At 70.4% G+C, this 13,138-nt stretch carries 14 protein-coding genes and 5 tRNA genes; 16 read left to right on the forward strand and 3 right to left on the reverse strand.

Annotated elements, in window-relative coordinates; translation table 11 throughout:
* Positions 1 to 421 precede the first annotated feature (421 nt).
* The 9 genes from TU30_RS11190 (at position 422) to TU30_RS11230 (ending at position 4,511) form a co-directional block, all read left to right on the forward strand.
* A complete protein-coding gene (locus TU30_RS11190) occupies positions 422 to 595 on the forward strand; it encodes a hypothetical protein (RefSeq protein WP_107068431.1) in 174 nt (57 codons plus the stop codon).
* A gap of 242 nt (positions 596 to 837) precedes the next feature.
* Positions 838 to 1,623 carry a fumarylacetoacetate hydrolase family protein gene (locus TU30_RS11195; protein ID WP_042167991.1) on the forward strand — a complete coding sequence of 262 codons (786 nt, stop codon included), beginning with the start codon at positions 838 to 840 and terminating at the stop codon, positions 1,621 to 1,623.
* Positions 1,616 to 3,100: a glutamate--tRNA ligase gene (gltX, locus tag TU30_RS11200; protein WP_078878226.1), complete on the forward strand. Its 1,485-nt coding sequence runs from the start codon at positions 1,616 to 1,618 to the stop codon at positions 3,098 to 3,100. The genes TU30_RS11195 and gltX overlap by 8 nt, the downstream gene beginning before the upstream one ends.
* A 74-nt stretch (positions 3,101 to 3,174) precedes the next feature.
* Positions 3,175 to 3,906: an HAD family hydrolase gene (locus TU30_RS11205; RefSeq protein ID WP_042167998.1), complete on the forward strand. Its 732-nt coding sequence runs from the start codon at positions 3,175 to 3,177 to the stop codon at positions 3,904 to 3,906.
* Positions 3,907 to 3,997: 91 nt separating this feature from the next.
* A tRNA-Gln gene (locus TU30_RS11210) sits at positions 3,998 to 4,069 on the forward strand.
* A 40-nt stretch (positions 4,070 to 4,109) separates the two neighbouring features.
* A tRNA-Glu gene (locus TU30_RS11215) sits at positions 4,110 to 4,182 on the forward strand.
* A gap of 61 nt (positions 4,183 to 4,243) precedes the next feature.
* A tRNA-Glu gene (locus TU30_RS11220) sits at positions 4,244 to 4,316 on the forward strand.
* Between the two features lie 22 nt (positions 4,317 to 4,338).
* Positions 4,339 to 4,410, forward strand: a tRNA-Gln gene (locus TU30_RS11225).
* 28 nt (positions 4,411 to 4,438) lie between these two features.
* Positions 4,439 to 4,511 (forward strand) — tRNA-Glu (locus tag TU30_RS11230).
* Between the two features lie 122 nt (positions 4,512 to 4,633).
* On the opposite strand, the gene ndgR is transcribed toward TU30_RS11230, so the two are convergent.
* Positions 4,634 to 5,347 carry an IclR family transcriptional regulator NdgR gene (gene ndgR / locus TU30_RS11235; RefSeq protein ID WP_042168001.1) on the reverse strand — a complete coding sequence of 238 codons (714 nt, stop codon included), beginning with the start codon at positions 5,345 to 5,347 and terminating at the stop codon, positions 4,634 to 4,636.
* 201 nt (positions 5,348 to 5,548) lie between these two features.
* Between ndgR and leuC the strand changes: the two genes are divergently transcribed.
* From leuC to TU30_RS11255, 4 genes are all read left to right on the forward strand, one after another.
* Positions 5,549 to 6,979: a 3-isopropylmalate dehydratase large subunit gene (gene leuC, locus TU30_RS11240; protein WP_042168003.1), complete on the forward strand. Its 1,431-nt coding sequence runs from the start codon at positions 5,549 to 5,551 to the stop codon at positions 6,977 to 6,979.
* 2 nt (positions 6,980 to 6,981) lie between these two features.
* Positions 6,982 to 7,584, forward strand: a complete 603-nt coding sequence (leuD, locus tag TU30_RS11245) for a 3-isopropylmalate dehydratase small subunit (protein ID WP_042168004.1) — start codon at positions 6,982 to 6,984, stop codon at positions 7,582 to 7,584.
* A gap of 276 nt (positions 7,585 to 7,860) precedes the next feature.
* Positions 7,861 to 8,091, forward strand: coding sequence for a hypothetical protein (locus tag TU30_RS11250; protein ID WP_042168006.1), 231 nt, complete (start codon positions 7,861 to 7,863; stop codon positions 8,089 to 8,091).
* A 136-nt stretch (positions 8,092 to 8,227) separates the two neighbouring features.
* Positions 8,228 to 8,836, forward strand: coding sequence for an HU family DNA-binding protein (locus TU30_RS11255; RefSeq protein ID WP_042168009.1), 609 nt, complete (start codon positions 8,228 to 8,230; stop codon positions 8,834 to 8,836).
* Between the two features lie 103 nt (positions 8,837 to 8,939).
* Here TU30_RS11255 and TU30_RS36460 read toward each other — a convergent pair whose 3' ends face one another.
* Positions 8,940 to 9,143, reverse strand: coding sequence for a hypothetical protein (locus TU30_RS36460; RefSeq protein ID WP_042168011.1), 204 nt, complete (start codon positions 9,141 to 9,143; stop codon positions 8,940 to 8,942).
* A 10-nt stretch (positions 9,144 to 9,153) separates the two neighbouring features.
* Positions 9,154 to 9,792: a 2-phospho-L-lactate guanylyltransferase gene (gene cofC / locus TU30_RS11265; RefSeq protein ID WP_042168014.1), complete on the reverse strand. Its 639-nt coding sequence runs from the start codon at positions 9,790 to 9,792 to the stop codon at positions 9,154 to 9,156.
* A 158-nt stretch (positions 9,793 to 9,950) separates the two neighbouring features.
* Here cofC and TU30_RS11270 point away from each other — a divergent pair, with 158 nt between their 5' ends.
* The 3 genes from TU30_RS11270 to TU30_RS11280 all read left to right on the forward strand — a co-directional run bounded on the left by TU30_RS11270 (position 9,951) and on the right by TU30_RS11280 (position 13,094).
* On the forward strand, positions 9,951 to 10,814 hold the full coding sequence (locus TU30_RS11270) for a 1-acyl-sn-glycerol-3-phosphate acyltransferase (RefSeq protein ID WP_042168017.1): 864 nt from the start codon (positions 9,951 to 9,953) through the stop codon (positions 10,812 to 10,814).
* Positions 10,811 to 11,821 (forward strand): NAD(P)H-dependent glycerol-3-phosphate dehydrogenase, encoded by a 1,011-nt coding sequence (locus TU30_RS11275; RefSeq protein ID WP_042168021.1) that lies wholly within the window; start codon positions 10,811 to 10,813, stop codon positions 11,819 to 11,821. The genes TU30_RS11270 and TU30_RS11275 overlap by 4 nt, the downstream gene beginning before the upstream one ends.
* Before the next feature lie 115 nt (positions 11,822 to 11,936).
* Positions 11,937 to 13,094, forward strand: a complete 1,158-nt coding sequence (locus TU30_RS11280) for a D-alanine--D-alanine ligase family protein (RefSeq protein WP_042168024.1) — start codon at positions 11,937 to 11,939, stop codon at positions 13,092 to 13,094.
* The last annotated feature ends 44 nt before the right edge of the window (positions 13,095 to 13,138 follow it).

Genomic DNA, 13,138 nt, shown 5'->3' on the forward strand with positions numbered 1-13,138 from the left:
GATCTCCCAACAAGGCCCACGGGGTATGCGGTGACCTACATGACACGGGGTGAAGGGGAGGTCACCGCGCGTGGGAAGCGATCTCGGGCAAAGGGGGCCAAGAGGGGTGATTGCGCTGGGCGGATCCGGGGTCGACGCGGTGTCCCAGTCGCGATGATCGGGAGCGGAATGGCCGCTTCAGGTGTCCAATGTCCGTTTCACTCCCAAGGGAAAGCGGCCCGGATTGTGCGATTTGCCCCTCGATTCGTGAGCAAACTCACACGCATATGACGGTCCCTCACGCCGGTCGGTGGGAAACGCGTGTTTAGCCTGACGCTTTACAGAGACGGCACAACAGACAACCCGCGCCCGAGGGGGCGGTCCTCGGACCCCGTCGGACGCCCGTGAACAGGACAGGGTCGAGTACACAGTGAAGACGACGATGTTCCACAAGATCGCCAACCCGCGGCGCACGACGCTGGCCCACCTCGACGGCGCCGCCGAACTGCAGGCGCCGGTCCAGCAGGAGCACACCGTCGAGCTCCCGGCCCAGACCGCCAATCCCAGGCGCACCGTCCTCATGGAGATGCCGTCCGCGGCCGGCGCCGCGAGCTAGTCCTCCTTCCCGCACCGGCCTTCCCGTACCGGCACCGACTGGTACGGGCACCGGCCCCGAAATGCTCAAGGGCCCCGGAGGCAGTCCGAGCGGCCGGAACGGTCCCGCGGCGTCCCCTCTCACCAGGGGGCGCCGCTCCGTGCTGTACACGGGGCGATGCGCGAGGCGCGCGCCCCCTGCCGCGTTAGCCTGGAGCATCAGACTCCAGCCAGCTCAGTCAAGGTCAAGGGGCCAAGCATCCCGTGCGCATCGCCAGATTCTCCATTGACGGGAACGTCGCCTTCGGCGCGGTCGAGGGCGACCAGCAGGACGAGCTCGTCCTGGACATCATCAAGGGCATCCCGTTCACGGACTTCGAACTCTCCGGCACGAAGGTCCCGGTGAGCAAGGTCAGGCTGCTGCCCCCGGTGCTCCCCAACAAGGTGGTGGCCTTCGGCCGCAACTACGCCGAGCATGCCAGGGAGATGGGCGACGAGGTCCCCGACGCCCCGTTCGCCTTCTTCAAACCCGCCACCTCGGTGACCGGCCCCGGCGACGAGATCCAGTACCCCTCCTTCTCCGAGGAGGTGCACCACGAGGCCGAACTGGCCGTGGTGATCGGCCGGCTCTGCCGCGAGGTCCCGCGCGAGCGCGTCGAGGACGTGATCTTCGGCTACACCTGCGCCAACGACGTCACCGCCCGCGACGTCCAGCGGCGCGAGAAGCAGTGGGCGCGCGCCAAGGGCTTCGACACCTCCTGCCCGCTCGGCCCCTGGGTGGAGACGGACCTGGACCTCGCCGCCGCCGGCGACCTCACCGTGCAGCTCACGGTCAACGGGGAACAGCGCCAACTCGGCCGCACCAGCGAGATGATCCACTCCATCGAGGATCTGATCGTCAACATCTCCGAGGCGATGACGCTGCTCCCCGGCGACGTGATCCTCACGGGCACCCCGGCCGGCGTCGGCCCCCTCAACGTCGGCGACGAGGTCGCCGTCACCATCGAAGGCATCGGCACTCTCACCAACAAGGTTGTCAAGCGTGGCTAGCGCAGCAGGTTCCTCAGTTCGCGTCCGTTTCTGTCCGTCGCCCACCGGCAACCCGCACGTGGGCCTGGTCCGCACCGCCCTGTTCAACTGGGCGTTCGCCAAGCACCACCAGGGCACGCTGGTCTTCCGCATCGAGGACACCGACGCGGCCCGCGACTCCGAGGAGTCGTACGACCAGCTCCTCGACGCGATGCGCTGGCTCGGCTTCGACTGGGACGAGGGCCCCGAGGTCGGCGGCCCGCACGCGCCGTACCGCCAGTCGCAGCGCATGGACATCTACCGGGACGTCGCCGACCGGCTCCTGGACGCCGGCCACGCCTACCGCTGCTACTGCTCCCAGGAGGAGCTGGACACCCGCCGCGAGGCCGCCCGTGCCGCCGGCAGGCCCTCCGGGTACGACGGCCACTGCCGCGAGCTGACCGACGCCCGGGTCGAGGAGTACCGGGCCCAGGGCCGCGAGCCGATCGTCCGCTTCCGGATGCCCGACGAGACGATCACCTTCACCGACCTGGTCCGCGGCGAGCTCACCTTCACCCCGGAGAACGTCCCGGACTACGGCATCGTGCGCGCCAACGGCGCCCCGCTGTACACCCTGGTCAACCCGGTCGACGACGCCCTGATGGAGATCACCCACGTCCTGCGCGGCGAGGACCTGCTCTCCTCCACCCCCCGCCAGGTCGCCCTGTACAAGGCGCTGACCGAGCTGGGCATCGCGAAGCGGACCCCGGCCTTCGGCCACCTGCCCTACGTCATGGGCGAGGGCAACAAGAAGCTCTCCAAGCGCGACCCCCAGTCGTCGCTCAACCTCTACCGCGAGCGCGGCTTCCTCCCCGAGGGCCTGCTCAACTACCTCTCCCTGCTCGGCTGGTCGCTCTCCGCCGACCAGGACGTCTTCACGGTCGAGGAGATGGTCGCGGCCTTCGACGTCACCGACGTCAACCCCAACCCGGCCCGCTTCGACCTCAAGAAGTGCGAGGCGATCAACGCCGACCACATCCGCCTGCTCGACGTGAAGGACTTCACCGAGCGCTGCCGCCCGTGGCTGCAGGCCCCCGCCGCCCCCTGGACCCCGGAGGCCTTCGACGAGGCCAAGTGGCAGGCGATCGCCCCGCACGCGCAGACCCGCCTGAAGGTGCTGTCGGAGATCACCGACAACGTCGACTTCCTGTTCCTGCCGGAGCCGGTCTTCGACGAGGCCTCCTGGGCCAAGGCGATGAAGGAGGGCTCCGACGCCCTGCTGCGCACCGCCCGCGAGAAGCTGGACGCGGCCGACTGGACGTCGGCCGCGTCCCTGAAGGAGGCCGTCCTGGCCGCCGGCGAGGCCCACGGCCTCAAGCTCGGCAAGGCGCAGGCCCCGGTCCGCGTCGCCGTCACCGGCCGCACGGTCGGCCTGCCCCTCTTCGAGTCCCTCGAGGTCCTGGGCAAGGAGACGACCCTGACCCGCATCGACGCCGCCCTGGCGAAGCTCACCGCGTAGTCCCACCCAGGCCGAGGGGCGGCACCCGAAGTACGGGGTGCCGCCCCTCGGCCGTTGTCGGTACCGTCGGTTGCATGGCGATCCGAGCAGTTGTCTGGGACGTGGACGACACCCTCTTCGACTACACCTCCGCCGACCGCGAAGGCATGCGGGCACATCTCCTCGCCGAGGAGCTGCTCGCCGGGTACGCCTCCGTGGAGGAGGCGCTGCTGCGCTGGCGGGAGGTGACCGACCTCCAGTGGGCCCGGTTCGCCGCGGGCGAGGTCGACTTCGAGACCCAGCGGCGCGACCGCATCCGGATCTTCCTGGAGCGCGAGCTGACCGACGACGAGGCCGACGACTGGTTCCGGCGCTACCTGGTGCACTACGAGTCCGCCTGGTCCCTCTTCCCGGACGTCCTGCCGGTCCTCGACGCGCTCGCCGCCAGCCACCGGCACGCCGTGCTGTCCAACTCCAGCCTGCACGTCCAGGACCCCAAGCTGCGCGCCCTCGGCGTCCACGACCGTTTCGAGGCCGTCCTGTGCGCCGCCGAGCTGGGTGTCTCCAAGCCCGAGGCCGGCGCGTTCCTGGCGGCCTGCGAGGCCCTGGCGCTGCCGCCCGACCAGGTCGCGTACGTCGGCGACCATCCCGAGATCGACGGGCGGGGCGCCGCGGAGGCCGGGCTGCTGTCGGTGTGGATCGACCGGGGCGGGGCGTACGCGACCGCCGAGCCGCCCGTGGGGCCGCGCCGGATCGTCTCCCTCGGTGAACTCCCCGCACTCCTGCGCGCGGATACCCGTTTTGGAGCCCCGACCGGCATCGGGTAATGTTCTTCCTGCGCCGCGGGGGTCCGGGCCGGAAGGTCAGAACCCCCCAGCGCACAGCTAGAACAAGAACCCTTCGGGGCTTGCGTTCCAGTGGCCTATGGTGTAATTGGCAGCACGACTGATTCTGGTTCAGTTAGTCTTGGTTCGAGTCCAGGTAGGCCAGCTCGCAGAGCTCATCTGCACCGCGCGGATCTCATCCGCGAGCCCCCGTTGTGTAGCGGCCTAGCACGCTGCCCTCTCAAGGCAGTAGCGCCGGTTCGAATCCGGTCGGGGGTACAGATCCTTCCCGCGAGGGCAGCAGGGTAGCTCCCACTGCTCACGATGCAGGATCGCCAGGGCCCCCGTTGTGTAGCGGCCTAGCACGCCGCCCTCTCAAGGCGGTAGCGCCGGTTCGAATCCGGTCGGGGGTACTGAACTGGTCTAAACCATCATTGGTCTATGGTGTAATTGGCAGCACGACTGATTCTGGTTCAGTTAGTCTTGGTTCGAGTCCAGGTAGACCAGCTCGGACCTGCGGAAACGCAGTGTCCACGCCCCCGTTGTGTAGCGGCCTAGCACGCCGCCCTCTCAAGGCGGTAGCGCCGGTTCGAATCCGGTCGGGGGTACAGAGAAGGAAGCCCTCCACTTCGGTGGAGGGCTTTCGTCATTGTCCGTACGTCCATGCCCCGGGTCCGGGGGAGAGCCTGCCGCGGCGTTGGGGCAGGCCGGTCCCGGAAGGCGGGCGGGGTCAGGTGCGGCGCAGCGCCTCGGAGAGGCGGGTCGCGGAGTCGATGACGGCCTGGGCGTGCATCCGGCCCGGGTGGCGGCTCAGGCGCTCGATGGGCCCCGACACGGAGACGGCGGCCACCACGCGGTTGGACGGACCGCGCACCGGCGCGGAGACCGAGGCCACACCGGGCTCGCGCTCACCGATCGACTGCGCCCAGCCGCGCCGCCGGACACCCGACAGGGCCGTCGCCGTGAAACGGGCGCCCTGCAGGCCGCGGTGCAGGCGCTCCGGCTCCTCCCAGGCCATCAGGATCTGCGCGGAGGAACCGGCCTTCATCGTGAGCGTGGAGCCCACCGGGACCGTGTCCCGCAGGCCGGACAGGCGCTCCGCCGCGGCGACGCAGATGCGCATGTCGCCCTGACGGCGGTAGAGCTGGGCGCTCTCGCCGGTGATGTCGCGCAGGTGCGTGAGGACGGGGCCCGCCGTGGCGAGCAGCCGGTCCTCGCCGGCCGCCGCGGCCAGCTCGGCCATGCGCGGGCCGAGGATGAACCTGCCCTGCATGTCGCGGGCCACCAGCCGGTGGTGCTCCAGGGCCACGGCCAGGCGGTGGGCCGTGGGTCGTGCCAGTCCGGTGGCACCGACCAACCCCGCGAGGGTGGCCGGACCGGACTCCAGAGCGCTCAGGACAAGGGCTGCCTTGTCCAGAACGCCGACGCCACTACTGTTGTCCATGCAACGATACTCGCGTCTCACTCTGTGAAACGCAAGTTCAATTTTCCGTGGGACGCGCCACTCTGGACGTACACAGTTCATCAGCACCACGGTCCGTGAATCACCGGGCCGGGCGGCGACGCCCCGCGATCAGGGGTGGGGTGCCGTCTCCTCACGGATCTCTAGTTGGGCCGGCGCGCCTTGCCGGCCGGAGGGAAAGCGATGGGTAGGACACTCGCGGAGAAGGTCTGGGACGACCACGTCGTCCGGCGCGCCGAGGGCGAGCCCGACCTCCTCTTCATCGATCTGCACCTGCTGCACGAGGTGACCAGCCCCCAGGCCTTCGACGGCCTCCGCAAGAGCGGCCGTACGGTGCGCCGCCTCGACCTCACCATCGCGACCGAGGACCACAACACCCCGACCCTCGACATCGACAAGCCCATCGCCGACCCGGTCTCCCGCGTCCAGCTGGAGACGCTGCGGGCGAACTGCGCCGAGTTCGGCGTCCGGCTGCACTCGCTGGGCGACGTCGAGCAGGGCGTCGTGCACGTCGTCGGACCCCAGCTGGGCCTGACCCAGCCCGGCATGACCGTGGTCTGCGGGGACTCGCACACCTCGACGCACGGCGCGTTCGGCGGGCTGGCCTTCGGCATCGGGACCTCCCAGGTCGAGCACGTGCTCGCCACGCAGACGCTGCCGATGGCCCGCCCGAAGACCATGGCGATCACCGTCGACGGCGAACTGCCCGACGGCGTCACGGCCAAGGACCTGATCCTGGCGGTCATCGCGCGCATCGGCACCGGCGGCGGACAGGGCTACATCCTGGAGTACCGCGGCGAGGCCATCGAGAAGCTCTCGATGGAGGCCCGCATGACCATCTGCAACATGTCGATCGAGGCCGGCGCCCGCGCGGGCATGATCGCCCCCGACGAGACGACGTTCGCCTACCTCGAGGGCCGCCCGCACGCCCCGCAGGGCGAGGACTGGGACGCGGCCGTCGCCTACTGGAAGACGCTGCGTACCGACGACGACGCCGAGTTCGACGCCGAGGTCGTCATCGACGCCTCCCGGCTGTCCCCGTTCGTCACCTGGGGCACCAACCCGGGCCAGGGCGCGCCGCTGTCGGCGGCGGTCCCCGACCCCGCTTCGTACGAAGACGCCTCGGAGCGCCTCGCCGCCGAAAAGGCCCTGGAATACATGGGGTTGGAGGCCGGTCGGCCCCTGAACTCCATCAGTGTCGACACCGTCTTCGTAGGGTCCTGCACCAACGGGCGGATCGAGGACCTGCGCGCCGCCGCGGACATCGTCAAGGGCCGCAAAGTCGCCGACGGGGTGCGGATGCTGGTCGTCCCGGGCTCCGCGCGGGTCGGTCTGCAGGCCGTCTCCGAGGGCCTGGACGTGGTCTTCAAGGAGGCCGGCGCCGAGTGGCGGCACGCGGGCTGTTCCATGTGCCTGGGCATGAACCCCGACCAGCTCGCTCCCGGTGAGCGCTCCGCGTCCACCTCCAACCGCAACTTCGAGGGCCGGCAGGGCAAGGGGGGCCGTACCCACCTGGTGTCCCCGCAGGTCGCCGCCGCCACCGCGGTCCTCGGTCACCTGGCCTCCCCGGCCGACCTCGCCGCCGACACCCGTACGTCCGCTGGAGTCCGATAGCCATGGAAGCATTCACCACGCACACCGGCCGGGCCGTCCCGCTGCGCCGCAGCAACGTCGACACCGACCAGATCATCCCCGCCCACTGGCTCAAGAAGGTGACGCGGGACGGGTTCGAGGACGGGCTGTTCGAGGCCTGGCGCAAGGACCCGGAGTTCGTGCTCAACCGTCCCGAGCGCGAGGGTGCCACGGTCCTGGTCGCCGGCCCCGACTTCGGCACCGGCTCCTCCCGTGAGCACGCCGTCTGGGCGCTGCAGAACTACGGCTTCAAGACCGTGGTCTCCTCCCGCTTCGCCGACATCTTCCGCGGCAACTCGCTGAAGAACGGCCTGCTCACCGTGGTCATCGAGCAGAAGGTCGTGGACGCGCTCTGGGAGCTCACCGAGCGGGACCCCGAGGCCGAGATCACCGTCGACCTCGAGGCCCGCGAAGTGCGCGCCGAGGGGATCACCGCCGCCTTCGAGCTCGACGAGAACTCCCGCTGGCGGCTGCTGAACGGGCTCGACGACATCTCCATCACCCTGCAGAACGAGGCGGACATCGCCACGTACGAGGCGAAGCGCCCGTCGTTCAAGCCGCGGACGCTCACGACGCAGGGCGCCTGACCCTCCGTAGCGCGCAGTCCGGGCAGCAGGTCGACTTTCAGCCACGCCCACCCCCCTTCCGTACCCCCGATCGGACCGATCGGGGGTACGGCCGCGTCTGCACCCGTTCGGACCTGCGCGCCCTCTTGAGACCTGGCAACTTCCCACGTTATGAAGGTGGTTGCCGGGGTACACGTGTCACGTGCGCGTGACCTCGGAGTGTGCTCGGACCGCCGTCCGAGGTGGCAGTTGCCCCCTGCGCAGGCGACAACTCGCCCCAGATGGCACAATCTGTGCATGGAACGCGACGGCCAACTCGAGCTCTGCACGGTGGTCGCGGTCCGGCTCAAAGAAGCGCATGCAAGAGTGCGCGCACTGCAAGTACCGGAGGGCGTACGGATGGCGCTGGCCCGGAAGCTGCTGGTCATTACGGCCGCGGCCAAGCACGATCTCGCCTCTGCGGCAAAGCGGCTGGAGCGGTTCATCGCGGACCTCGACGAGGGCCGATTTCCCGAAGAGGAACGCTGAGCCACTCGAGGCGGCCGAGCTCATTGCGGCACAAGGGTGATAAGCCCGTTTCATGTTTGATTTGCGGTATATATCTGCCTAACGTGCGAAAACGCTTGAACGGATTCGTTCGGGCGATGTCTCCGAAGGGGAAGACGTGAACAAGGCGCAGCTCGTAGAAGCGATTGCCGACAAGATGGGCGGCCGGCAGCAGGCCGCCGATGCCGTCGACGCGGTCCTGGACGCCGTCGTCCGTGCCGTGGTCGCGGGTGACCGGGTCTCGGTCACCGGCTTCGGTTCGTTCGAGAAGGTCGACCGCCCGGCCCGCTACGCCCGCAACCCCCAGACCGGTGAGCGGGTGCGGGTCAAGAAGACGTCGGTGCCGCGTTTCCGTGCGGGCCAGGGTTTCAAGGACCTGGTGAGCGGCTCGAAGAAGCTGCCGCGCGGTGGCGAGGTCGCCGTCAAGAAGGCGCCCAAGGGCAGCCTGTCCGGCGGGGCTTCCGCGACGGTGAAGAAGGCCGCCGCGAAGAAGAGCGCCGCCAAGAAGGCCACGGCGAAGCGGGCCGCGGGAAAGAAGGCCGCCGCGAAGAAGACCACCGCCAAGAAGGCCACCGGCGCGTCCGCGGCGACCGCCAAGACCGCCGCCGCGAAGAAGACGACCGCCAAGAAGTCCCCGGCGAAGAAGGCGACGGCCACGAAGGCGCCCGCCAAGAAGTCGACCGCACGCAAGACCACCGCCAAGAAGACCACCGCCCGCAAGAAGTAGCGGCGGCGAAACGGTACTCACGCGCCGGGCCGGACTCCGTCACGGAGTCCGGCCCGCGGTGTGCCGGCACACACCCGAAACGCCGTCGGAGCGTGGACGGTGGTCAGAACGTCTGGAGCGTCACCAGGGTGATCCGCCGGGCCTCGCCCTCGCCCCGGAACTCGATGCGCACGCGCTGCCCCGGACGCAGCAGCCTCAGGCCTCCGGCGTCGAAGGCCGGTGCGTCGAAGGGCACCGGAGTGCCGTCGTCCAGCAGCACCTGGCCGCTTCGGCTCTCGGGGTCGTAGGTGTACGCGGTCGCCTGCATGGGCCGCAGCCTACTGCTCCGCGATCAGCAGCCGCGCGGTGGCGGCCGCCGTGCGGGGCCCCACCCCCAGCGCCAGCGCCGCCCGGAGATCGTTCCCCGTGTCCACGTCCTGCCGTACGGAATCCACCGCGTCGAGGCACAGTTCGACGGCTCCCCGCGCGCGGTGCCGGGCCCGGGAGCCGGGGCCGAAGGACGGCCGCAGCTCCTCCGTCGCCGCCGCTGCGAGCAGCGTGGTGCCGACGCCCGCGGTATCGGGGAGGAACGCGCGCGGGAACGCGGCCGCCCCCTCCAGCACGCGCGCCAGTTCGGCCGGGCGCAGTGCCGGGAGATCGGCGTTGAGGGCCGCCACGGGACCCGCGTGCCGCACGGTCCGCACGGTGGCGGCCGCGTGGGCGAGGGCCGCGTTCAGCCCGCTGCCCGGCTCGTCGGCGACGATGCCCGCACCCAGCGCGGCCAGCTCGCGGCCGGCCAGGGCGTCGTCCGTGACAACCACCACGTCCCGCACCGCGCGGCAGGCCAGGGCGGCCGCCACGGTGTCCTGTGCGAAGGCGAGCGCGAGCCCCGGACGCAGGGCGTCGTCCGCGGTGCCGGAGAGCCTGCTCTTGGCCTCGGCCAGCGGTTTCAGGGGTACCACCAAGGTCCACTGCACGCGTGTTACGTCCCTCTCTTGTCGTCGGCATTGTCCCCCGCGGCACCCGGTGGCCGGGGGACCGGGGCGTACGGTGTTCTCGACAGACCGGCGGCCCGGGGCGACACTTGTGCGGCCCGCCTGGCCCCCGGGTCCAGGACTTAGAGGAAGGTGTCCGTGTGCCGCGCCGCAGAATCGGCTTCGCGTACCGCTTCGCCGCGGTGATCTGCAAACCTCCGCTGGTGGTTCTGCTCAAGCGGGACTGGCGCGGAATGGAGAACATTCCGCGCCAAGGTGGATTTATCACTGCGGTAAATCACAATTCGCACATTGACCCCGTCGCCTACGCGCACTTTCAGTACAACACCGGTCGCGTTCCGCGATTCCTGGCGAAGAACGGCCTTTTCGGCAGGGGATTCGTCGGCGCCATGATGCGCGGCACCGGGCAGATCCCCGTCTATCGCGAGAGCACGGACGCGCTCAGCGCCTTCCGGGCCGCGATCGACGCCGTGGAGCGCGGCGAATGCGTCGCCTTCTACCCCGAGGGCACCCTCACCCGGGACCCGGACGGCTGGCCCATGACCGGCAAGACCGGTGCCGCGCGGGTCGCCCTGCAGACCAGGTGCCCCGTCGTCCCGGTCGCGCAGTGGGGTGCCAACGAGCTGCTGCCGCCGTACGCCTCCAGGCCCCGCCTCTTCCCGCGCAAGACGCACCGCGTGCTGGCCGGACCGCCGGTGGACCTGGACCGTTTCTACGGCCGGGAGATGACACCCGAGCTGCTCAGGGAGGCGACCGAGGTCATCATGGCCGCGGTGACCCGCCAGCTGGAGGAGATCCGCGGCGAGAAGGCCCCCGGGGAGCCCTACGATCCGCAGCGTGAACGTGTGGAGCAGCGCCGCAAGACCCGGGCCCAGACCCGGCGAAAGGGACCCGCCGGTCCGTCCGGGCACGGACCGGCGGAACACCGGCACCAGGAACGGCAGAACGAACAGCGGTGGCCCAAAAAACGCGCCACCGCGCGGGAAGAGGGGCTGAACACGTGAGCAAGCCGGTCAAGGCGGCCGTCTTCGGCACCGGATCGTGGGGCACGGCCTTCGGCATGGTGCTCGCCGACGCAGGGTGCGACGTGGTGCTGTGGGCGCGGCGCCCCGGACTCGTCGACGCGGTCAACTCCACCCGCACCAATCCCGACTACCTGCCCGGAGTCGAACTCCCGGCGAACCTGCGGGCCACCACGGACGCCGCCGAGGCCGCGCGCGACGCCGACTTCACCGTCCTCACGATCCCCTCCCAGACGCTGCGCGACAACCTCGCCGAGTGGAAGCCGCTGCTCGCCCCGGACACGGTCCTGGTGTCGCTGATGAAAGGCGTCGAACTCGGCTCCGCCATGCGGATGAGCGAGGTGATCGAGGACGTCGCCGGGGTCGGCGCCGACCGGATCGCCGTGGTCACCGGACCCAACCTCGCCCGGGAGGTCGCCGCCCGGATGCCGGCCGCCACCGTCGTCGCCTGCACCGACGAGGCCGTCGCCCAGCGGCTCCAGGCCGCCTGCCACACGCCGTACTTCCGCCCGTACACCAACACCGACGTGGTCGGCTGCGAACTGGGCGGCGCCGTGAAGAACGTGATCGGGCTGGCCGTCGGCATCGCGGACGGCATGGGGCTCGGTGACAACGCCAAGGGCTCGCTCATCACCCGCGGGCTCGCCGAGACCACCCGGCTCGGGGTCGCGCTCGGCGCGGACCCGCTGACCTTCGCCGGACTCGCGGGCCTCGGCGACCTGGTGGCCACCTGCTCCTCACCGCTGTCGCGCAACCACACCTTCGGCACCAACCTCGGCAAGGGCATGACCCTTCAGGAGACCGTCGCGGTCACCCGTCAGACCGCCGAGGGCGTCAAGTCCTGCGAGTCGGTGCTGGATCTCGCCCGTCGGCACGGCGTCGACATGCCGCTCACCGAGACGGTCGTCGGCATCGTGCACGAGGGCAAGCCCCCGGTGGTCGCCCTCAAGGAGCTGATGTCGCGCAGCGCGAAGCCGGAACGACACTGAGCGACGGCGCGGCGGCGGGGGAGCGGCGTGGGCGCCGTCCTGCGCGGCAACCCTCCGTCTGCCGCACCGTGGGCGCTGTATCAGGGGTACGGCCACCGGGTACTCTCATCGCCATATGAGCACCCAGAACCTCCCCCAGAGCCCCGAGCAGCCGCCTCGCAAGCCGCGTGTGGCCGTTGTGTTCGGCGGGCGCAGCTCCGAACACGGGATCTCCGTGGTCACCGCCGGCGCCGTCCTCAAGGCCATCGACCGGACGAAGTACGACGTCCTGCCGATCGGTATCACCCGGGACGGCCGCTGGGCACTCACCGCCGACGAGCCGGACCGTATGGCCATCGTCGACCGGCGCCAGCCCAGCGTGGACCAGCTCACCGACGCGGCCGAGGGCACGGTGGTGCTCCCCCTCGACCCCGCGAACCGCGAAGTCGTCTACAGCGAGCCCGGTTCGGTCCCGAAGGCGCTCGGCGAGGTCGACGTCGTCTTCCCCGTGCTGCACGGCCCCTACGGCGAGGACGGCACCCTGCAGGGGCTCCTGGAGCTCTCCGGCGTCCCCTACGTGGGCTCGGGGGTGCTCGCCTCCGCCGTCGGGCAGGACAAGGAGTACATGAAGCGGGTGTTCACCTCCTTCGGGCTGGAGGTCGGCCCGTACGTGGTGATCCGGCCCCGCGAGTGGGAGAACGACGAGTCCGCCGCCCGCAAGAAGATCGTCGACTTCGCCGGGGAGCACGGCTGGCCGCTGTTCGTGAAGCCCGCGCGGGCGGGCTCCTCGATCGGCATCACCAAGGTCGACGGCCTCGCCGGTCTGGACGAGGCGATCGCCGAGGCCCGGCGGCACGACCCGAAGATCCTGGTGGAGGCCGCGCTGCGCGGCCGCGAGATCGAATGCGGGGTGCTGGAGTTCGAGGACGGCCCGCGCGCCTCGGTGCCCGCCGAGATCCCGCCGCCCGACGCGCACGCCTACTACGACTTCGAGGCCAAGTACATCGACTCCACGCCCGGCGTGGTGCCCGCACCGCTGACCGGCGAGGAGACCGCCGAGGTGCGCCGGCTGGCGGTGGAGGCGTTCGAGGCGGCGGGCTGCGAAGGGCTGGTGCGCGCGGACTTCTTCCTCACCGAGGACGGCGGGTTCGTCATCAACGAGATCAACACGATGCCCGGCTTCACGCCCATCTCGATGTACCCGAAGATGTGGGAGGCCACCGGCCTCGAGTACCCCGAGCTGGTGGACCGACTGGTGCAGGCGGCGCTGCGCCGGCGGACCGGACTGCGCTGAGACGCACGGCCGGGCGGTCGGAAAACGGGCGGCCGGAAGAACGG

Source organism: Streptomyces sp. NBRC 110035 (assembly GCF_000829695.1).
Classification (GTDB): domain Bacteria; phylum Actinomycetota; class Actinomycetes; order Streptomycetales; family Streptomycetaceae; genus Streptomyces.